Raw genomic sequence first — 20543 nt, 5'->3', positions numbered from 1 at the left:
ATGCGAGCCGGAACGGCTCGCGGAGGAGGCGGGCCGTCAAACCCGCCGGCCTAGCCCGCGACGAGGACGATGACACCCGGCGGCTCGCCGCTGAGTGCGGGGATCCGCGGTTCGACGGGCGCGCCCAGGTTCTTGCCGACCGCATTGGCGGTGGCGTGCTCGTCGCCGGCATCGGTGTAGTAGACGGTGGTGGCCGAGACGTCGGGCACCGTCATGTTGTCGACCTTGGTGACCTTGAAGCCCGCCGACGTCAGCTGGTCCTTGGCGCGCGCGGCGACACCCTCTTTCGAGGAGATGTTGTAGATCTGCACCTCGGCCTGGGTGCTGGCCGGCTTGGCGGTGGGCGACGGCGACGCCGAGCTGGTGGCACTCGCGCTGGACCCCGCGGACGCCGAATCGTCGTCAGAGCTCCCGGACGAACCCAGGGCCTGCCAACCAAGCAGCAGGAAAATGACGCCGAGGAACAGCAGCACCATCACCATGGCCCGCAGGGGCAGCCCGGTGGAGTCGGGAACTCGTTCTTTCATCGAGCCCTACTGTAACGAGTCAGGTCACCTCGAAGCCGAGGCGCCGCGCCGCACGCGCCTTCTGCCTGCTGGCGCGCAGCCGGCGCAGCCGTTTCACCAGCATCGGGTCGGCGGCCAGCGCCTCGGGCCGGTCGACAAGCGCGTTGAGCACTTGGTAGTAACGCGTCGCCGACATCGAGAACAACTCCTTGATGGCGTCTTCCTTCACACCCGCGAACTTCCACCACTGGCGCTCGAACGCCAGGATGTCGTGCTCGCGGCGGGTCAGCCCATCTGCGATCTCAGAGTCGTCCCCCGATCGATTTGCCCGCGCCATGGCGCTGTCCATATCGCTTCCCCTGGACCCTTCCGGCGAATTCCGAACTGCTCGAATGACTTGACTTAGCTAAGGGCGTCTTTCGGCGAATATTGAAACACGCGCCAAACCCTCAAGCCGTCATCCAGACCCGCGAGTCGGCGGATTGGCCAAGATTGCCCAGACTGCGATCGCAGGCTGAGCGGCCCGCGGGCGTGCGGTAGCTTAGCCGACCATGGCCGTCGTTCCGATCCGCATCGTGGGAGATCCCGTCCTGCACACGCCGACACAGCCGGTGCCGGTCGCTGCCGACGGTTCACTGCCATCGGATCTGGCCGAGTTGATCGCGAACATGTACGACACCATGGACGCCGCGCACGGGGTGGGGCTGGCGGCCAACCAGATCGGGGTCGGCCTGCGGGTCTTCGTCTACGACTGCGCCGATGACCGGGGCCGCACCGAACGCCGCCGTGGCGTCGTCGTCAACCCGGTCCTGGAAACCTCCGAGATACCCGAGACCATGCCGGACCCGGACAACGACGACGAGGGCTGCCTGTCGGTGCCCGGCGAGTCCTTCCCGACCGGCCGCGCCAAGTGGGCCCGCGTCACCGGGCTCGACGCCGACGGCCAGCCGGTCACCATCGAAGGCAACGACCTGTTCGCGCGGATGCTGCAGCACGAGACCGGGCACCTGGACGGCTTCCTCTACCTGGATCGCCTCATCGGCCGGCACGCTCGCAGCGCGAAACGCGCCGTCAAATCCCACAACTGGGGCGTCCCCGGCCTGTCCTGGATGCCCGGCGAGGGACCGGACCCCTTCGGTCACTGATGGTTTCGTGGCCCGACCCGGGAACCCGGGTGACGGTTCGCTACCGCCGCCCGGCCGGTTCGGTCCCGCCGTTGACCGACGCGGTGGGCCACCTGCTGGCGGTCGAACCGATGGTGCGGGTGCAGACGAAGACCGGCGCGATCGTCGAGTTCGCGCCGTCGGACGCGGTGGCGCTGCGGGTGCTCACCGACACCCCCGTCCGCACCTCGCAGATCCGCGCGCTCGAGCATGCCGCCGCCGCGGCCTGGCCGGGTGCGGAGCACTGCTGGCTGGACGGCTGGCTGCTGCGGGCCGGTCACGGCGTCGGGCTCGCCGCCAATTCCGCGGTCCCGCTGGATCTTTCGGCCCAGGTGAGCAGCGTCCCGGCGATCGTCGACTGGTATGAACGCCGCGGGCTGACGCCACGACTGGCCCTGCCCGATCGGGTGCTGCCGACTCCGCCCGGGCTGACCGGCGAACGCACGGAACGGGTTGTGGTGCGCGAACTTTCCGACGCACCCGCCCGCGCGGCCGGCCCGCCCCCCGCCCTGTCGGCGCGCCCCGACGACGCATGGCTGCGGGTATTCGGCGACGACGTTCCGCTCGACGTGCTCACCGCCGTCCTCGACGGCGAGCTCGCGTTCGCAAGGCACGGCGACGCGGCGGTCGCGCGTGCCGCGGTGACCCGCGCACCCGATGGCGCGCGCTGGGTGGGCATCTCGTGCGTGCGGTCCGCGGACGACGCCGACGAGCCGGCGGCGGAGTTGCGCGAGGCGTTGCTCGCGTGGGGCGCCGGGCGTGGGGCGACGCGCGGCTACCTGCGGGTGCCCGAAACCGGTACGACGACGCTTGCCGTGGCGCCGGGATTCCGCCTGCACCACCGCCGGCGCTACGTCCCGGTGCGCGCGGGCGGCTGGGATAGCGTCTAGTCCCATGCCCGACGGGACGACTGATGCCGGCAACCCGCTGCGGTTGGCCACCTGGAACGTCAACTCCATTCGCTCCCGGCTGCCCCGCGTCATCGACTGGCTGGCCCGCGCGGAGGTCGACGTGCTGGCGATGCAGGAGACCAAGTGCTCCGACAGCCAGTTCCCCACCCTGCCGTTCTTCGAACTCGGCTACGAGGTGGCCCACGTCGGTTTCAATCAGTGGAACGGCGTGGCGATCGCGTCGCGCGTCGGCCTCGACGACGTGCAGATCGGCTTCGACGGCCAGCCCACCTGGAGCAGCAAGCCCGAAGTCGCCGCCACCGCGGAGGCCCGCGCCCTGGCCGCCACGTGCGGCGGCGTCCGGATGTGGAGCCTCTACGTTCCCAACGGGCGCGCCCTGAGTGACCCGCACTACACGTATAAGCTTGAATGGCTTGCGGCACTGCGTGATTCGGCCGAGGGTTGGCTACGCGAGGATCCCGGCGCCGCGATCGCACTGGCCGGCGACTGGAACATCGCCCCGCACGACGACGACGTCTGGAGTATGGAGTTCTTCACCGGCGCCACGCATGTCTCCGAACCCGAGCGGCGCGCGTTCCAGGCCATCGTCGAGGCGCAATTCGCCGACGTGGTGCGCCCTTTCGCGCCGGGTCCCGGGGTCTACACGTATTGGGACTACACCCAGCTGCGGTTCCCGAAGCGACAGGGAATGCGCATCGATTTCATCCTGGGTTCACCGGCCTTGGCGGGCCGCGTGACCGACGCGCAGATCGCCCGCGAAGAACGCAAGGGCAAGGCCGCCAGCGATCACGCGCCGGTGCTCATCGATGTGAGGCGTGACTAACCACCGGCAGCGCGGCCGGGCGTCAGATTAAGCTCCGGCAAATTCGGCGCGGCTTCTCGTTGTCTGCGCGATGGCTTGGTGGCAGGCTTTAAAAGTCAGTAGCAAGAGCAGGGAGTCATCATGAGTGTCATCGGCGGAGCAGTCCGAGGCGTGAGTCAGGCGGTGAACCGCGCGGCGACCGCGACGACCGCGGCCGCCGGTGCCGTGGGTGGCGCGGCGGTCAACGGAGTCATCGGCGGCGTCACCGGCGCCGCGGAGGGCGTCAAGCGCGGGATGAACAGCGGCAGCCACTCGGCGCCCGCGGCCGCGCTGGCCTTCGGCGCGCTGGGCGTCGCCGGGTTGGTGGAGTGGCCGCTGCTGCTGGCGGTCGGCGGCAGCGCCCTGCTGCTGCAGCGGCTGAGCCGTAAGCAGGAGGCCGAGCCCCGCGCGGTCAAGGCGAGCCTCAAGGCGGTACCCGCGGAGCCGGCACCGCAGAAGTCGACGCCCGCGAAATCCCCCAGCAAATCCACGGCCAAGAAAACGGCCGGGCGCCGCGCGGGCTCCACGGGGCTGCGCAGCACCAATTAGGCGAACCGGCGGCTGATTCAGCCGGTGGCTTGGCTGTACACCGCCGACGGCAGTTGCGGTGACCGCCAGCGCGCCACCCGATCTTCGGCGTGGGCGGACGGATCCGGGCAGATCGGGCCCCGAACCACCCGGGGCCGCACGTCTACGCCGCGACGAGGAGCCCGATCGTTGTGCCGGATCTCGACAACCCCCACGCGCCACAACAGCGCATAGAGTTCGAGTAGCGGCACCCTCAGCACCGAAGCAAACGATGAAACTAGCGGATCGCCCCCGGTGTCGGTCATCGTCGACATAAGTCCGACGGTGGACGCGCGACCCAGCGAGACGGGAAACCCTTCGTTACCGAAAGGCAAATGATGGTGGAAAAGAAGTCGCGGCGCGGCACGACCCAGCGCGAGGCGGTGCAGAAGGTCCGCGAGGGCGAAACATTCGTGGTGAACCTGCCGGCGGTCGGTCAGGTGGAAATCCCCAGGCCAGAGCAGCTGGCGTACTTCGGCGGGCTGGCGGCCCTGGCGGCCCTCGAACTCATCGACTGGCCGGTGGCCCTGGTCATCGCCGCCGGACACTTCCTGGCCAGCAACCACCACAACAAGCTGCTCGAGGAGCTCGGCGAGGCGATGGAGGAGGCCTAGCCGGTCAGTTCGCCGCCGGAGTCCCCGCCACGGCGCGCTCGAAGCGCAGGGTGACCCGGGTGCCGGCCGGGGTGCGCAGCGTTTCGACGTCGTCGGCCAATCCGCTCATCAGCGTGAGCCCACGGCCGCGGCGGCGGCTGCGCAGGCTCGCCGACGAATCACCGATCCACCGACCGGTGTCGCTGACCGTGACCGCGACGGTGCCCCGATGCAGGAAGGCCTCGATGGACACCGTCTGGCGTCGCTGGTCGCGACTGCCGTGTTCGATCGCGTTGGTGACGGCCTCACCGGTCGCCAACAGGATGTCCGTCTCTCGACGCGGCTCCACGACGATGGTGTTCAGCCAGTCCCGCAGCTGCTCGCGCGCGACGGGTATCTCAGTGGGTGCGGCCGGCAGCACGGTGGCGAAGCTGCCCGCGGCCAGGTGGCTTGGCCGGAGCGCGAGCACCACGACGTCGTCGCGGTAGCCGGATGGCGGCGCCATCCGGGACAGCAACTCCGCGCAGATCTGTTCCACCGGCAGCCCGGCGCACTGCACCGCGGCCGCCTGCAGCCGGGCGAATCCGTCGTCGAGCGTTTCGCCGGGCCGTTCGATGAGTCCGTCGGTGTAGAGCAGGATCAGACCGCCCGCCGGCAGCTCGGCCGTCGCGGTGTCACCCCCCGTCACGCCGTTGGCGCCGTTCCCGGTCACCGACACCGGGGTGCGCCGGCCGGACTCCAGGTACACCGCCCGCCCTTCGGGCAGCACCAGCAGCGGGTAGGGGTGCCCGGCGCAGCTGTAGCTGACGGTGGCGGCACCGTCGCGCGCCTCGGTGTCGATCTGCGCGTACGCCACGGTCGCGCAGCGCGCGCCGTCGACGCTGGCGGCGTACCGGTCCAGCGCGCCCAGCACCGCATCCGGCTCGCCCGCGGTGAGCGCGGAGGCGGCGACCGCGGCGCGCAGCCTGCTCATCACGATCGCGGCGGCCAGTCCGTGGCCGACCACGTCGCCGACCGATATCGCGATGCGTCCGGGGTGGTCCAGCGGGGTGACCGAATACCAGTCGCCGCCCACCCGCATCGCCTCCCCCGCGGGCTGGTACACGGCCGACACGACCGCGGCGGTGGAGCCGCGGTCCAGGTCGAGCAGGTGCTCTTGGAAATCGACGGCGATCTCGTGTTCGCGGGCCATCAGCCGCACCCGGTCCAGGGCCGCCGACGTCAGCTCGGCCATCCGGGCGAAGGCGTCGAGTTCGGCGGCGTCGAATTGGCGCGGCGCCGGCCACAACAACGCCAGCACGCCCAGGATGCGGCCGGCGCCGTCCCGCAGCGGATGGGAGACGCAGGCGCGGATGCTGGCCGCGCTGTCGTGCACGGCGTGCTCGTAGCGCGGGGGCAGCTCGAACGTGTCGGTGACGATCATCGACTCACCGGTGCGCGCGACGTCGGCTCCGATCAACGGGGCATCGAGCGCGACGACGTGGTAGCGGTCGCGGAACTCCGCGGGCAGGTCGCCTGCGTATTCGAACCGCAGGAACTGCTCGCTGTCGACCACCCCGATCGCCATGGCACCGGCATCGCCGGAGCCGAACGACGAGCCCAGCAGGGCGTCCATGATCCCGCCGACCGAGCTGGTGGCCTGCAACGCCGAGTCGAGCTGCACCAGGTCCGAGGCCAGGCTGGACTGCGCCTCGCGGCGCTGCCGGTCCCGCTCGCGGCCGACCGCGGACAACCTCGACGCCACCCGGTCGATCAGCTCCTGGGACCGGAACGGCTTGGGCAGGTAGTCGTCGGCCCCGCCGGCGTAGCCCTCGTTGACGGCCTCCGCGCCGGCCCGGGCGGACAGCATCAGGATCGGCGTCGCCGCCAATTCCGGATCGGCGCGGACGGCGGCGACGAATCCGAACCCGTCGAGCCCCGGCATCATCACGTCGGTGACGATCGCGTCCGGACGCAGGTTCCGCGTTGCGGCCAGTGCCGACTCTCCGTCGCCGACCAGAACCGTCTCCCACCGCGCCGACAGCACCCGGTCCAGGTGCGTCCGCATGTCGGCGTTGTCGTCGGCGATAAGCACCAGCTGGCGGGTTGCCCCGGGTGCGGCCGCTACGCGGTCGGCGACCGTCGTCACCCACTGACTGGCCTCGGCGACATACGGATTGGTCTCGTCCGGCCCGATGGGCGACGGGTCGACGACCGCACCCGAGACCGAACGCGGCACCCGGATGGTCACGGTCGTCCCACGGTCCAACTCGCTGTCGATCGCCACCGCGCCGCGGTGCAGTTCGACCAGACCGCGGACCAAGGACAACCCGATCCCGGTGCCTTCGACGCTGCGGCCACGAGCGTTGTCGGCCCGGTAGAAGCGCTCGAACAGCCGGTTCAGATCCTCGGCGCCGATACCGACTCCGGTGTCGCTTATGGCGAGCTCGCAGTCCGTGGAGTCGGTTCGGACCCGCACCGAGATCGTGCCCTGCAGCGTGTATTTGACCGCGTTGGACAGCAGGTTGAGGACGATCGTCTCCCACATGCCCGGGTCGACGTCGGCGAGCGCCGGCGCGCAGTCCAGTTCGAGCTCGAGCCCCGCCCGGTGGCACAGCTCGGCGAAGGACGACGCGATCTGCTCGGTCAGGGCGCCGACGTCCGTGCACACCAGCTTCGCGTTGGCCCGGCCGGCCTCGATGCGGGAGAAGTCGAGCAGCGAGTCCACCAGGCGCTGCAGCCGCCGCGCGTTGCGTCCCGCGGTGGTGAGGCGCTGCGCGAGAACGCTTTCCGGCGCGGCTTCCGACAACGCGTCGTCCAGCGGGCCGAGCAGCAGCGTGAGCGGGGTGCGGAACTCGTGGCTGACGTTGGTCAAGAAGGCGGTCTTCGCCCGGTCCAGCTCGGCCAGCGCATCGGCGCGGTGCCGCTGCAGCTCGTAGGAGACGATCGAGGCGAACTTCGACGACAGCTGATCGGCCAACAGCTTGCAGAAACCGAGGTACTGCGTGTCCAGGGGACAGCGCGGATTCGTGCCGACGACCAAGGCGCCAGCGGTCGCGCCCTCACCCACCGGTAGCACCAGCACGCGGTCCGGGCAGTCGTCGCCCAAAGCCACCTTGATGCCGGGGACCCGTGCCGCGATATCGCCGATTTCTTGTACGTCGCCCCGAGACCGCGACGGCGGGTCCGAGTCGGTCAACTGAGCGAGCGAATTCGGCAGGACCGCCAGCGCGGCGGCGGTAGCACCCCGCAGAGTGGTGTCACCCTCCGCATCGGCGACATAGATGGCGATCAATGGGAGGTCCGCCGGCTGTGCCGCACAGATCTCGACGGTCGCGCTCACCGCGTCACCGATGGTCTGGGTTTTCATGACCGCGGACGCGACGGCGTTGAGCACATGCAGCCGCCGTTCGCCCATCACCCGCTCAGTCGTCTCGGTAACCGCGCAGAATATGCCGGAGACATCGCCGCCGGCGGCGATCATCGGGCCATAGGTGAAGGTGAAATATCGGTCCTGCCGCCGGCCTTCCATCACCATCGACAGCAACAGGTCGCGGGACCAGGTCGCCTCACCCGTCGCGACGACCCCGGCGAGCATCGGACCGATCGAGTCCCAAATGTCCCACCACACTTCGCGGCCACGCCGGCCCAGCGCGGCCGGATGCTTGTCAGCCAGAGCGGATATGTAGGCGTCGTTGTAGACAAGAAAAAGATCCTGCGCCCCCAGCCACAGCACGATCGGGAACCGCGACGTCAGCGCCGTCGCCACCGCCGCACGGAATTCGGGTGGCCATTGATCCGGCGATCCCAGCGGGTGAGCGTCCCAGTCGTATTCGGCGAACCGCCGGCCCATCTCGCCGCCCAACGAAACAGCAGCGGCCAAGTCAGCCGGCAGTGAGTCCATCACTGTCGTCTTCGTTGCAATGCCGCGGCGAACGTCGGGTAGATGTCGAAGACCCGGTCCAACTCCGTGACCTGGATCGGCCGCAGCACCTGGTCGTGGTCGGCGACCAGTCGAATCGACGTCCCGCCGGCTTTTGCGTCCTCGTGGCAGTCGAGCACGGCGTTCAACGCTGCGCTTCCGAAGAAATCAACAGCCTGCAAGTCGATCACCACCGGTCGGATGGGCTGCGCCGAGGCAAGCTCGAGCGCGGTGGCCAGGTGAGCGGCGAGCTCACCGACATTACTCGAGTCGACATCGCCTTTGACGCTCACGATCACGACGTCGTCGTGAGCCTCGTGTTCGACGGCCAACAACCTCACGCCTTTCGCCGCAGTCAACGGGTATCTGCAGCCGCTAAGCCCGACGACGCGGCGGGGATGCGCGGGCGCGCATCGCAGATACCAGAGACTAACCCCTGGCCGAACTGCTCGTTTACCGATTCGCTGGTTACCCGATGTGCTCGGGCGGAATCCTCTCGTGCACGGTCAGCAGCAAATGGTCGAACTGACTCTGCAGGGCGGCCGTCGGAGGCGGCAGGGTGGCGACCTCGGTGAGCAGTTGCTTGGCCAGTGCACGCAGTTTCACGTTGGTCTCCTGCGACCGCCACTGCAGCACGCGAAACGCCTGCTCGGCGCTGACTCGGTACACGGACATCAGCACGCCCTTGGCCTGTTCGATGGCCGCGCGGCTCTCGAACAGGTCCGGCAGTTCGGTATCGAGCACCGCCTTGCGGGTCTCGTCGAACGTGTTGGTGAGGTCGATGTAGTAACCCTCGGTGCCCAGCACGGCGCCCGACTCGTCCAGCATGCGGTCGGCGACGACGATCGCGTCGTGCACGGCGCCCGCGGTGTCGATGAACCGGTGCCGGCTCGAGAACGACTCCTCGGACTGCAGGGCGTGGTCGAGCAGCTCCTGCACATGCGCTCGATCGTCGGGATGCTTGTGCGACATCAGCAGTTCGGTCGTCGGCGCGACCTCCCCCGGTTCGTAACCGTGCATCCTGGCGACCTCGTCGGACCATTCCCAGCGCTGCCCGACGAAGAAGAAGCGGAACGCTCCGATGTTCAGATACCCGGGGGCCGGCTCGGTGGGCTCGGAAAATCGCGCGCCGCCCCCCTCGGATGACGATTCCCCTGTTCGCCTGCGCTGTTGCACGTTTGCATTTTTCCACTCCGGGAATGCCCTCGGCTACCGCCCCGGCGGAAAAGCCCGTCAGCCATGTCACTCGGTCCGGGGTGGGGGTAACGTCGCGTGCGGACCCATCCATATGACGCGGGAGCGCACGCCGAGTGCGCTGAGAGGACGGCTCGGGGCCGTCGACCGTAGGAACCTGACCGGGTAATGCCGGCGTAGGGAGATGAAAAATGACTGATGTCCTTCCCGGAACCGTCGACGCGTCGGTGACCACCGGCCCGATCGCGGGCAGCAGCAAGGCCTATCGCGAAATCGAGGGTCCGGACGGCGTGACCCTGCGCGTGCCGCTGCGGCGCGTGCACCTGTCCACCGGCGACGACTTCGACCTGTACGACACCTCGGGGCCTTACACCGATCCGGACGCGACGATCGACCTGACCGCCGGCCTGCCGGCCCGGCCGGGCGTGGTCCGCGATCGCGGCACCCAGTTGCAGCGGGCCCGCGCCGGCGAGATCACCGCCGAGATGGCCTACATCGCCGCCCGTGAGGGCATGCCGGCCGAGCTGGTGCGCGACGAGGTCGCGCGGGGCCGTGCGGTGATCCCGGCCAACCACAACCACCCCGAGATCGAGCCGATGATCATCGGCAAGGCGTTTGCAACCAAGGTGAACGCAAACATCGGCAACTCGGCGGTGACGTCCTCGATCGCCGAGGAGGTCGACAAGATGGTGTGGGCCACCCGGTGGGGCGCCGACACCATCATGGACCTGTCCACCGGCAAGAACATCCACGAGACGCGCGAGTGGATCCTGCGCAACTCCCCGGTGCCGGTCGGCACCGTGCCCATCTACCAGGCGCTGGAAAAGACCAAGGGCGACCCGACCGAGCTGACCTGGGAGCTTTACCGCGACACCGTGATCGAGCAGTGCGAGCAGGGTGTGGACTACATGACCGTGCACGCCGGCGTACTGCTGCGCTACGTGCCGCTCACCGCCAAGCGGGTCACCGGCATCGTGTCCCGCGGCGGTTCGATCATGGCGGCCTGGTGCCTGGCGCACCACCGGGAATCGTTCCTGTACACCAACTTTGAGGAACTCTGCGAGATCTTCGCCCGCTACGACGTCACCTTCTCCCTCGGCGACGGGCTGCGGCCGGGCTCGATCGCGGACGCCAACGACGCCGCGCAGTTCGCCGAGCTGCGCACCCTGGGCGAGCTGACCAAGATCGCGAAATCCCATGGCGTGCAAGTGATGATCGAGGGCCCCGGCCACGTCCCGATGCACAAGATCGTGGAGAACGTGCGGCTGGAAGAGGAGTGGTGCGAGGAGGCCCCGTTCTACACGCTGGGCCCGCTGGCCACCGACATCGCACCGGCCTACGACCACATCACTTCGGCCATCGGCGCGGCCATCATCGCCCAGGCCGGCACCGCGATGCTGTGCTACGTGACGCCCAAGGAGCACCTGGGACTGCCGGATCGTAAGGACGTCAAGGACGGGGTGATCGCCTACAAGATCGCCGCGCACGCAGGAGATCTCGCCAAGGGCCACCCGCACGCGCAGGAGCGCGACAACGCATTGAGCCAGGCGCGGTTCGAGTTCCGGTGGAATGACCAATTCGCGCTGTCGCTCGACCCCGACACCGCACGGTCCTACCACGACGAGACGCTGCCGGCCGAACCCGCCAAGACCGCGCACTTCTGCTCGATGTGCGGACCGAAGTTCTGCTCGATGCGCATCACCCAGGACGTCCGCGACTACGCCGCCAAACACGGCCTGGACAGCGAGGAAGCGATCGAGGCGGCGATGACCGAGGGCATGGCCGAAAAGTCGCGCGAGTTCGCCGAGCACGGCAACCGGGTGTATCTCCCGCTGGCCCAGCAGTGATCGCAAGCGCGGCCGCGGTGATCGCAAGCGCGGCGCAGCCGGGCGCAGCGGGTCGCCGCCATCTCGCCCAGTGACATTCCTGCCGCTACCCGCGCCGGGTACGACGCCGCGGCGAGTGCTGTCCATTGCGGGGTCGGACTCCGGGGGCGGCGCAGGTATCGAAGCCGACATGCGCACGATGGCGTTGCTGGGAGTGCATGCGTGTGTGTCGGTGACGGCGGTGACCGTGCAGAACACGTTGGGCGTGCAGAGCTTTCACGAGGTGCCCGATGATGTCGTCGCCGGCCAGATCGAAGCCGTGGCCGGCGACATCGGCATCCAGGCCGCGAAGACCGGGATGCTGGCATCGCCGCGCATCATCGACACCGTGGCCGGCACCTGGCGCCGGCTCGGGTTGACGGTTCCGCTCGTCGTCGATCCGGTGGCCGCGTCCATGCATGGTGATGCGCTGATGGCGCCCGCCGCCCTGGATTCGCTTCGCGATCAACTGTTTCCGTTGGCAACGCTGGTGACACCGAACCTGGACGAGGTGCGGCTGCTGGTCGACATCGACGTGGTGGATCCGGCGTCGCAGCGGGCGGCCGCCAAGGCGCTGCATGCGCTGGGGCCGCGGTGGGTTCTGGTCAAGGGCGGCCACCTGCGGTCGTCGGATCGCAGTTGCGACCTGCTCTACGACGGCGCCGATTTCCACGAGTTCGACGCGGAGCGCGTCGCCACCGGCAACGACCACGGTGGCGGCGACACGCTCGCCAGCGCCGTGGCGTGCGCGCTGGCGCACGATTTCTCGGTGCCCGATGCCGTCGCGTTCGGCAAGCGGTGGGTGACCGAATGTCTGCGCGCCGCTTACCCGTTGGGCCACGGCCACGGCCCCGTCTCCCCGCTGTTTCGGCTGTCATGAACGCCCGCCTCCTCGATCAGATCGCGGGTATTGCGCACGAACCCTCGGGTAGCCCCAAGGGCGTGGTGGTACTGACACATGGCGCCGGCGGCAACCGGGATTCCGTTCTGCTGCAACAGGTTTGCGATGAATGGGCGCAGCGCGGCTGGCTCGCGGTGCGCTACAACCTGCCCTACCGCCGCCGCCGGCCCAGCGGCCCGCCCTCCGGGTCCGCCGCTACCGACCGGGCCGGCATCGTCGAGGCCATCACGTTGTGCCGCGGCCTTGCCGACGGCCCGCTGATCGCCGGTGGACATTCCTACGGCGGGCGGCAGACGTCCATGGTGGTCGCGGCCGGGGAGGCCGCGGTGGACGTGCTGACACTGTTCTCCTATCCGGTGCACCCCCCGGGCAAACCCGAACGCGCCCGCACCGAGCATCTGCCCGACATCACAGTGCCGACGGTGTTCACGCACGGCACCTCGGATCCGTTCGGCACGCCCGACGAACTGCGCGCCGCCGCCGCATTGATCGCCGGGACGACCGCGGTCGTCGAGATCGCCAGTGCCCGCCACGATCTGCGGTCCAAGACGTTGAACGTGCCGGCGTTGGCCGTCGACGCGGCACTGCAGCTGCTCGGCCGCAATTAGACAGTTAAAACTGGACAGTTCTGCCTGTCTAATTTAGGCTGGTGTCGTGGATGGCATCAGCGACTCCGCCGTGACGGCGGCACGCGATATCCGGGTGGTCTTCAGCAGGCTACGGCGCCGACTGAAGGACATCGCGGTCGACGGTCTGACTCCGTCGCAGACGGCGGTGCTCACCCGGTTATGGAAGGACGGGCCGTCGTCGGCCAGCGCTCTGGCCGGCGCCGAGCAGGTCCGCCCCCAGTCGATGGCCACCATCCTGGCCGCGCTGGGCCAACGCGGGCTCGTCGAGCGCGCACCGGATCCGAATGATGGCCGGCGCCAAGTGGTCTCGTTGACCGCGGCGGGTAAGAGGCGCGCCGAAAGCGACCGGCGCGCCCGTGAGGAGTGGCTGGCCCGCACCATCCAGGAGCGCTACACCGAGTCCGAGCGGCGGGTCATCGTCGACGCGCTCTCACTGCTCGAGCGCTTGACCGAACAATGAAAGGACAGGTGCCACAATGGAAGTAGGAGTGCACTTCATCGACTTTCTGCCCGGAGACCCGGCGAGGCTGGGCCCGACGCTGGCCGATGCGGCCAAGGCCGCCGAGCAGGGCGGCGCCACCCTGTTCACCCTGGCCGACCACTTCTTCCAGATGGAAGCCATGGGACGGGCGGAAGATCCGTTCCTCGAGGGGTACACGTCATTGGGCTTCTTGGCCGCGCAGACGGCAACAATCGACCTGAGCCTGTTGGTCACCGGCGTCACCTACCGGTATCCGGGACTGCTGGCCAAGGCGGTCACGACGCTGGACGTCTTGTCGCAGGGCCGGTCGATGTTGGGGCTCGGCGCGGCCTGGTACGACCGGGAACACGCCGCCCTGGGCTTCCCGTATCCGCCGGTGAGCCGGCGCTTCGAGATGCTCGAGGAGACGCTGCAGATCTGTCGGCAGATGTGGAGCGATAACGACGGCCCGTACGAAGGCAAGCATTATCAGCTCGCCGAGACAATCTGTGCGCCACAACCGATTCGGCGCCCCCCGGTGCTGATCGGCGGGGACGGCGAGAAGAAGACGCTACGTCTGGTCGCGCAATACGCCGACGTGTGGAATTCCACGGTGACCGAAGTCGACGCGATCAAGCACAAGATCGAGGTCCTCAACCGTCATTGCGACGCGGTCGGACGCGACCCTGGCGAGATCCGCAAGACGGTCGGCTATTTCGTCGATCCGTTCGAGGACCTCGACGGGTATTTCCGGACCGTCGAGGGCTACGCCGATCTCGGCATCGAGCTGGTCAATGCCGGTCCGTTCCCCGGTAATCCCGATCCGGTCGGCTTCATCCGCCGCCTGGGCGACGAGGTGATTCCCCGGCTCGCCGAAATAGGTTGATCCTCGTTATCCGGGATAGCGGGAGTAGCAGGCGTCCGCGTTGCCGGTCACGCCGCCGCGGAACGCCGCGATCCGGGTGAAACCGGCCGGCACGCTGGTGCCGTCCGCGTCACTGGCCACTAGGCGGTTGGTGAGCAGGCCGGCCACCGCCTCGTCGAGATCACCTGCGGTCAAGAGCAATTGGTTGTGCGAGGGTAGGTCGATCGGCTCGGCCATCTTGCGATGCACCACACCGGTCAGACATGCCGTCCGCAACGCGGTCCACGGGCTCTGCATCGGCAGGCCGCGGTCGTGCTGCACCGCCAGCGCGTATCTCGACATCACGACGGACAGCGCGGTGTCGTCGCCTTGCGGCAGGGTCTGCTGCTTTTCGTCGGCGACCGTGCCCATGGCGGCGAGCCCGGGCAAGTCGATCACGATGGTGTTGGTGGCCGGGCAGTAGGACGCCGGTGGGGTGGCCTTGGCGTCGGGGCAATCCGCGGGCTGGTAGGACAGAGCCGGCGGGTTGGCCGGGGCGAAGATCTTTCCCAGCAGCTCCATCAGATTCGACAGGGTGTCCTGGTTGATCGGCACCTCACCGGTCTCGGGCGCCCCGGAGTTGTCCACCCGCAACGCGTTTGGCAGATCACCGCGGCGCTGCTCGATTTCGTGGCGGTTGATCGCCGCACAGGCCGAGGCGCCGTTGAGGAAACCCATCTGGAAGGCGCTGATGCGGTCCAGGGCCGACCCGTGGGCGTCGTCGTTCTCGGTCTCGCTGTCCATCACCGGGTCACGGGTGGTGATGATCCCCGCCAGCACGTGGTCGAGCCCGTCGGCGGTGCTCAGCGTGAAGCGCGGCGACTTGCCGTCGGCGACCCAGTACAGATAGACGCCGGCGAAGCAGTCGGCCTGCTGCTCGCGGACGATGGTGGCGTCGCGTCGGGTCACCAGCTTCGCCATCTGCTGCAGCGCGTGACCGAATTCGTGTGCCAGCACACCGGTGACGGACATGTCACCGAAGTACTTCTGCGCGATGGGCATGAATACCCCGCGGTCCCAGGCGATCAGGTTGCACTTGCCGGTGTAGAAGGCGTTGACGAGCTTGTAGGTCTCGTTGTGGCACACGATCGGGCTGCGCGGATCGCTGGAGTTGTAGGACACCATCTTGCTGATCGGAACGAACTTGCCCTGCAGCGATTGGTCGTACACCGACTGCCAGTAGTCCTCGATGTCGTTGACCGACAACAGCGCCAGGTTGTCGATCGGCCCGTTGTCGGTGTTGAGCACCTTGCCGGTGGGAGGGGGCGCGTTCGAACGGATTCCGCTGGGTCCGTTGGTCGCGGGCAGTCCCCCGACCAGAAAGGGGTCGTTGAGCATCGACAGCGCGCGCCCGTCGACGAACGTCGTGCAGCCGGCGACCAGGAGTGCTGCCGCTGCCCAGACGATCGCCGACCTGAGCGCAGCGCTATTCATGACCAACCTCATCCCGACCGGCTATAGGGCAGCATCAAGGAGACTCATCCTAGAGGCGTCGACCATACCCGGCAGCGGGAATGGGGGGATCCAGCAAACATGCTCCTTGCGGCACGGTATTAGAAGGGCGGTGGATCACCGTCACCTTCGGCCGGCGGTGCGGGACCGAAGTAGGCGGCCTCGCGGCCGCGACGTTTCGGTTGCCGTGCCTCGCGATTGTGCATGCGTTCGGTGGCGATGCGAGCGGCGCGGTTTTGGGCGCGGGTGCGGCGGCGTCTGGGCATCATGGCGGTGCGGTCGGCGCAGTAATCCGGGGGCGGGTCGGCTTCGGCCGCCGGTATCGCGCCGGTGGCCAGACACAAGCTGGGGAACAGCAGGGCGCTGCCCGGGGTGGTGACGTAGACCTGCCCCGACGGGGAAGCCAGGATCAGCGTGCCGTCGGGCAGCTGGGTATCTCGCCAGCCCCAGAAAGTTTTCACCAAATGATGTGTGCGGCAAAGGCATTTAAGATTCGACGCATGCGTGGGCCCACCCTCGGCGTACGGGATCGTATGGTCCACATCGCAGTCGGTGGCCGGGCGGTCACAGCCCGGCCAGCGACACGTCAGATCCCGGCACCGCACGAAATCGGCCAGCGCCCGCGAGGGCACATAACCGGACTCGGGAGCAGCGTCACCGGGGTGCACCAACGGCACCACCCTGGCCGAGGCCGCGAGCTCGGCCAGCAGCTCCGGCGCGATCAACCCCTCCGCACCGATTTGAACTGCCGGCGTCGAACCACCACCATCCAACACGGCCCGCTCGGCGATCACATGAATCACCACCGGGCCCGCCGCGGACCGTTTACCGGCCCCGCAATCCGATCGCGCGCACCGACACCCCAACCGATCCGCGCCGGCCGCCAACGCCCCCAACGCATCAGCGCGACGCTGCTCACGGCTACGCGGATCATGCTCACACACCGTTGCCGCCAACGCATCCAACCGCTGATCCAACGCATGCGCATCCAGGCTCAGCAGACTGCCCTCGATATGCGACATGCCCTCACCCGCATCGGCAATCCACACCGCGCGATCGGCCACGCGCTCCTTGCGGCGCCGCACCGCATCGGCATCAGCATGCGCCACCACCTTGTCCACCTGCGCAGCCAACCGGCCCAGGCTCAATGACGGCCACCGGGTGACGTTGGCGGCCAGCGCGACATCCACCGCACCCAACACGTCTTTGTCGGTGATCAAATCGGTGCGGAACACCATCGTCTGAAACATCCGGTAATCAATATCCCCGGCCGCGAACACCGCACCCACCTTCGGCAGCCGCTCGCGCATCGCCCGGGCATAGCGCACCCGACTGGCGGCCAACCCCTGCCCGATCCGCAACGCCGCGGCCACCTCCGCACTCACCGCCGCCTCGGTATCGACCGCCCACTCCTCGCACTCCGCACACCGCGACAACCGATAGGCAAACAACTCACCGATCGCGACCAGCTGCGCGGCAGCCGCTCGATTCTCCGCCCGCGCGGCCGCACCGATCCGCCCCAACAGACCCGCCGACACCGGCGTCGCCGAGGGATAGCAACGCTCGAACTCCTCGTCGAACCGAGCACGCACGTCCTCGAACATGTGTTCGAGTATATCAGTCTCTACTGACTCAAACTTTTTGGCAGGGTCGCGCTATGGACGGCGCGGTTACGGCACCCGGCTGCGATGCCTCTTATTGTGTGGCGGCACACCGTTGACCCCGCCGATGGACTCGGCGTAGCTGCCCACGGCGAATCCGACGCCGGAACCCATGACGGCCAACGCTTCCCGGTTGATGTTGTCGACGGTGTCGCGTGGCCCCTGGAAGTTCGGGTCGAACGCCACGCCGGCCTGGCCGCCCCACAGCCGCGCCTGCACGGGCGTTTTCGGCTGCGAGGATCCGGTGGTCATCCCGCCGACGGGCACGCCCGCGATCATGAAGGGGTGGTAGTCGGCCCGGGTGTCCAACGGCATGTCCGCGGGCCGCTTGCCGGCGAGGTTCAGATAACCGGACAGGGTGCGTTCGATGCCGGCCGAGCCTTCGGGCACATCCGCGGGCGAGACACCCGGGCCGGGCGGCCCGGACTGATCGCCGTCGTCGGTGAAGAATCCGGCGTTCGGCGAACCCAGCATGGTGAAGTTCAAGTACAGCGCGATGTCGTTGAGTTGGTCGCGGTCCATGCCGAACACGTAGTCCAGGACGCCGTTGCGGCCGTCGAGGTCGGCGCCCCAGAACACGAACCGCACCGCGTTGTTCACCGGAGCGAGCGGACCCAGCTGCAGCGCCGTCTCCAGGACGGCGGCCACCCCTGATCCGTCGTCGTTGATGCCGGGCCCGGCGCGCGAGCCGTCCAGGTGCGCGCCCACCACGACGACGTCGTGAGCCGACCCGGTCTTGGTCTGCGCCACGACGTTTCGGGAAGTGATCTTGACGTTCTGCGCATCCAGCACCAGACGTATCGGCGCGGTGGAGCCCGTCAGCGCGGCGGCGCCGGAGGAACCCAGCACGGCAACCGGCACGGTCAGTTTCTTGAAGTAGCCGGTGGTGAACAGCGTGGGCGGGGCTCCCCGCCCGGTGGACGAACTGAGCACGATCACCGCACTCGCGCCCTTGGCCACCGCGCTGTTCTGCTTGTCGACCACCGAACACTGGGCGTCATCGACGACGGCGATCACGCCCTTGGGCACGGCGGCCGGGTAGTCGTTGGGTGCGCAACCCGACGGCCGCGCCGGCCGGATCGGCTGGCCGGTCAGTCCGCCGGGCGGCGTCTGAACCAGCAGCGACGCCTGGTCGACGGGATAGGAGCGGCCCGCAACGGTCACCGCGGGCTTGCCCAAGGACACGGTGTAGAGCCGGTCGAACTGCGGCGTCTGTACGTCGAAACCCTTGTCGCGCAGGGCTTTAGCAACGTAGTCCACGCTGGCGTTGAACCCCGGGGTCCCGTCCGCGCGGTTGCCGCCATTGCCGTTGGCGATGTTTTGCAGGGCACGCAGGTGCGTCAGCAGGCCTTCGGCGTTCACCCTTTTGGCCAAACTGTGCCCGAGGTCCGGCGTCGCCGCCGGCGCCCCCGGCCGCGTCGCCGAGCACGCGGCCAGCACGGCGATCAACAGCAGAGTAGCGCCCAGCCGAGAGATCATGACTTGTTGAGCACGTGCCGGGTGCGGTCGGCCATGACGGGGACGCCGTTGTGCCCGCCGATGTCTTGCGCGTAGAGGCCGATCGCGTACGCCACGCCGCCACCGTTGATGCCCAGCGCGGTCCGGTCGACGTGGTCGAGGGTGTCGGTTTTCTGGTGGTAGTTGGGGTCGAATGGCTGGTCGGCGGTCCCGCCCCACAACTTGGCCTGGTCGGCGGACATCTTGCCCTCGGCGCCGGAGAACAGGCCGCCCGCCGGGATGCCCGCCAGCGTGAACCCGTCATAGTCGGACCGGCCGTCGAAGGACGTGTCCTGCGCGGTCTTTCCGGCCGACTTCAGGTACGCGACCAGTGTCCGCTCGATACCGGCCGAACCCTCGGGCACCACCGGCTGGCCGCGGGCGTCCGCGGGCAGCGACTGGTCGCCATCATAGGTGAAGTAGCCGGGGTTCGGCGAGGCCAGCATGTCGAAATTCAGGTACAGCGCAATGTTTTTCAGCGCCGTCAGGTCCAGCGACTCGACGTAGTTGCGCGACCCGATCAGCCCGAGCTCCTCGGCCCCCCAGAAACCGAACCGTAGCGCATTGTGTACCGACGGCGAACTCCCCAGCCGCACAGCGGTTTCCAGCACCGCAGCCACGCCCGAGCCGTTGTCGTTGATGCCCGGCCCGGCGGGCACGCTGTCCAGGTGCGCCCCCGCCATCACCACATCGGTCGCCGATCCGGTCTTGGTCTGCGCAATCACGTTGCGGGCCCGGAAACTTTGGGCGCTGGCGTTGAGCTTGATGGTGGTGGTCCCCGGCTGCCCGCGCAGCTGCACGCCCACCGACTTGGTCACGCTCAGCACCGGAATCTTTACGTCGGTGGCCGGGCCGAGCGTGCCACCCATCTCCTGTTCGTCGACGTTGTCGGCGATGAGCATCGCCGCGGCGCCACGCTGCGCCGCGGCGTCTTCCTTCTGGGCGAACGGACAGGTGCCGCGGTCGACCAGCACCACCGCGCCCTGCACCGGCAGGTTCGCGTAGTCGGAGGCCGCGCAGCCCAGGTTGTTCGCCGGCACGGCGACCAGCGGCCCGCTCACCCCGTCGGGCCCGGTACCCAGGCTGAAGTCCAGTGCGTGCGCCTCCACCGGCTTGCCGCCGACGGTGAGTTCCGGCTTGTCGGCATGGAACACCCGCGCCGAGAATTCGGGTGTTTGTACGTCAAATCCGCTGCCGCGCAAAACGTTTACCACGTAGTCGACGCTCGCCTCGTAGCCGGGAGTGCCCACCGCCCGGGTGCCGTTGTTGGCGTTGGCGATGTCCTGCAGCTTCGACAGGTGCGCCATCATCGCGTCGGTGGTGACCTTGCCCCGCAACGCAGAGGCAAATTCGCCCGCGGCAGCTGGCGTTTGCTGCGAACCAGCCGACCGATGAAAGCATCCGGTTGAGAATGCGGTCATTGCGACCACGGCGACCAACGCCGGAATCGTCGTGGATTTGTTCACCATCGCGCCCCAGGTTAGACCGCGCCCTGACC

General features: G+C 68.4%; 20 protein-coding genes and 1 riboswitch. Of the genes, 10 read left to right on the top strand and 10 right to left on the bottom strand.

Going from position 1 to position 20543, the window contains the following annotated elements; all coding sequences use genetic code 11:
* Window positions 1-50: 50 nt before the first annotated feature.
* Window positions 51-527 carry a LytR C-terminal domain-containing protein gene (locus B9D87_RS21935; RefSeq protein ID WP_007768409.1) on the bottom strand — a complete coding sequence of 159 codons (477 nt, stop codon included), beginning with the start codon at window positions 525-527 and terminating at the stop codon, window positions 51-53.
* A gap of 19 nt (window positions 528-546) precedes the next feature.
* A complete protein-coding gene (gene napA, locus B9D87_RS21930; protein ID WP_007768412.1) occupies window positions 547-855 on the bottom strand; it encodes a nucleoid-associated protein NapA in 309 nt (102 codons plus the stop codon).
* A 202-nt stretch (window positions 856-1057) separates the two neighbouring features.
* On the opposite strand from napA, the gene B9D87_RS21925 reads away from it, so the two are divergent.
* The 4 genes from B9D87_RS21925 to B9D87_RS21910 all read left to right on the top strand — a co-directional run bounded on the left by B9D87_RS21925 (window position 1058) and on the right by B9D87_RS21910 (window position 3970).
* On the top strand, window positions 1058-1651 hold the full coding sequence (locus tag B9D87_RS21925; RefSeq protein ID WP_007768416.1) for a peptide deformylase: 594 nt from the start codon (window positions 1058-1060) through the stop codon (window positions 1649-1651).
* Window positions 1651-2559 carry an N-acetylglutamate synthase, CG3035 family gene (locus B9D87_RS21920; RefSeq protein ID WP_007768421.1) on the top strand — a complete coding sequence of 303 codons (909 nt, stop codon included), beginning with the start codon at window positions 1651-1653 and terminating at the stop codon, window positions 2557-2559. The genes B9D87_RS21925 and B9D87_RS21920 overlap by 1 nt, the downstream gene beginning before the upstream one ends.
* Window positions 2560-2596: 37 nt before the next feature.
* Window positions 2597-3403, top strand: a complete 807-nt coding sequence (locus B9D87_RS21915) for an exodeoxyribonuclease III (protein WP_174320879.1) — start codon at window positions 2597-2599, stop codon at window positions 3401-3403.
* 120 nt (window positions 3404-3523) lie between these two features.
* Complete coding sequence (locus tag B9D87_RS21910) at window positions 3524-3970, top strand: hypothetical protein (RefSeq protein WP_040629322.1); 447 nt, start codon at window positions 3524-3526, stop codon at window positions 3968-3970.
* Between the two features lie 17 nt (window positions 3971-3987).
* Here the strand turns inward: B9D87_RS21910 and B9D87_RS21905 are convergent, their stop codons facing one another.
* Window positions 3988-4254, bottom strand: coding sequence for an Rv1535 domain-containing protein (locus tag B9D87_RS21905; RefSeq protein ID WP_007768433.1), 267 nt, complete (start codon window positions 4252-4254; stop codon window positions 3988-3990).
* Between the two features lie 72 nt (window positions 4255-4326).
* Here B9D87_RS21905 and B9D87_RS21900 point away from each other — a divergent pair, with 72 nt between their 5' ends.
* A complete protein-coding gene (locus B9D87_RS21900; protein WP_007768435.1) occupies window positions 4327-4602 on the top strand; it encodes a hypothetical protein in 276 nt (91 codons plus the stop codon).
* Window positions 4603-4606: 4 nt separating this feature from the next.
* On the opposite strand, the gene B9D87_RS21895 is transcribed toward B9D87_RS21900, so the two are convergent.
* From B9D87_RS21895 to B9D87_RS21885, 3 genes are all read right to left on the bottom strand, one after another.
* On the bottom strand, window positions 4607-8464 hold the full coding sequence (locus tag B9D87_RS21895; RefSeq protein WP_007768437.1) for a SpoIIE family protein phosphatase: 3858 nt from the start codon (window positions 8462-8464) through the stop codon (window positions 4607-4609).
* The gene (locus tag B9D87_RS21890; protein WP_007768439.1) at window positions 8464-8823 is read right to left on the bottom strand and encodes an STAS domain-containing protein; all 360 of its coding nucleotides are present in this window, start codon (window positions 8821-8823) and stop codon (window positions 8464-8466) included. The genes B9D87_RS21895 and B9D87_RS21890 overlap by 1 nt, the downstream gene beginning before the upstream one ends.
* Window positions 8824-8950: 127 nt before the next feature.
* Window positions 8951-9658, bottom strand: coding sequence for a PAS and ANTAR domain-containing protein (locus B9D87_RS21885; protein WP_007768441.1), 708 nt, complete (start codon window positions 9656-9658; stop codon window positions 8951-8953).
* 107 nt (window positions 9659-9765) lie between these two features.
* Window positions 9766-9876: riboswitch (TPP riboswitch) on the top strand.
* On the opposite strand from B9D87_RS21885, the gene thiC reads away from it, so the two are divergent.
* The 5 genes from thiC to B9D87_RS21860 all read left to right on the top strand — a co-directional run bounded on the left by thiC (window position 9868) and on the right by B9D87_RS21860 (window position 14417).
* Entirely contained in the window at window positions 9868-11523 is a 1656-nt protein-coding gene (gene thiC, locus B9D87_RS21880) for a phosphomethylpyrimidine synthase ThiC (protein WP_007768444.1), read from the top strand. (Overlaps the previous riboswitch by 9 nt.)
* 70 nt (window positions 11524-11593) lie before the next feature.
* On the top strand, window positions 11594-12421 hold the full coding sequence (gene thiD / locus B9D87_RS21875; protein ID WP_007768446.1) for a bifunctional hydroxymethylpyrimidine kinase/phosphomethylpyrimidine kinase: 828 nt from the start codon (window positions 11594-11596) through the stop codon (window positions 12419-12421).
* Window positions 12418-13050 carry an alpha/beta hydrolase family protein gene (locus tag B9D87_RS21870; RefSeq protein ID WP_007768448.1) on the top strand — a complete coding sequence of 211 codons (633 nt, stop codon included), beginning with the start codon at window positions 12418-12420 and terminating at the stop codon, window positions 13048-13050. The genes thiD and B9D87_RS21870 overlap by 4 nt, the downstream gene beginning before the upstream one ends.
* 46 nt (window positions 13051-13096) lie before the next feature.
* Complete coding sequence (locus B9D87_RS21865; RefSeq protein WP_007768451.1) at window positions 13097-13531, top strand: MarR family winged helix-turn-helix transcriptional regulator; 435 nt, start codon at window positions 13097-13099, stop codon at window positions 13529-13531.
* Between the two features lie 16 nt (window positions 13532-13547).
* Window positions 13548-14417: an LLM class F420-dependent oxidoreductase gene (locus B9D87_RS21860; protein WP_040629332.1), complete on the top strand. Its 870-nt coding sequence runs from the start codon at window positions 13548-13550 to the stop codon at window positions 14415-14417.
* A gap of 6 nt (window positions 14418-14423) precedes the next feature.
* Here the strand turns inward: B9D87_RS21860 and B9D87_RS21855 are convergent, their stop codons facing one another.
* The 4 genes from B9D87_RS21855 to B9D87_RS21840 form a co-directional block, all read right to left on the bottom strand.
* Window positions 14424-15869, bottom strand: a complete 1446-nt coding sequence (locus B9D87_RS21855; protein WP_007768457.1) for a neutral zinc metallopeptidase — start codon at window positions 15867-15869, stop codon at window positions 14424-14426.
* 119 nt (window positions 15870-15988) lie between these two features.
* Window positions 15989-17491: an HNH endonuclease signature motif containing protein gene (locus B9D87_RS21850; protein ID WP_007768459.1), complete on the bottom strand. Its 1503-nt coding sequence runs from the start codon at window positions 17489-17491 to the stop codon at window positions 15989-15991.
* A gap of 66 nt (window positions 17492-17557) precedes the next feature.
* The gene (locus tag B9D87_RS21845; RefSeq protein ID WP_007768461.1) at window positions 17558-19027 is read right to left on the bottom strand and encodes a M28 family peptidase; all 1470 of its coding nucleotides are present in this window, start codon (window positions 19025-19027) and stop codon (window positions 17558-17560) included.
* On the bottom strand, window positions 19024-20514 hold the full coding sequence (locus B9D87_RS21840) for a M28 family metallopeptidase (protein ID WP_007768463.1): 1491 nt from the start codon (window positions 20512-20514) through the stop codon (window positions 19024-19026). The genes B9D87_RS21845 and B9D87_RS21840 overlap by 4 nt, the downstream gene beginning before the upstream one ends.
* Window positions 20515-20543: the final 29 nt, after the last annotated feature.

The sequence above is a fragment of the Mycobacterium colombiense CECT 3035 genome, from assembly GCF_002105755.1.
GTDB classification, from domain to species: domain Bacteria; phylum Actinomycetota; class Actinomycetes; order Mycobacteriales; family Mycobacteriaceae; genus Mycobacterium; species Mycobacterium colombiense.
This window is presented reverse-complemented; position numbering and strand designations above follow the sequence as displayed.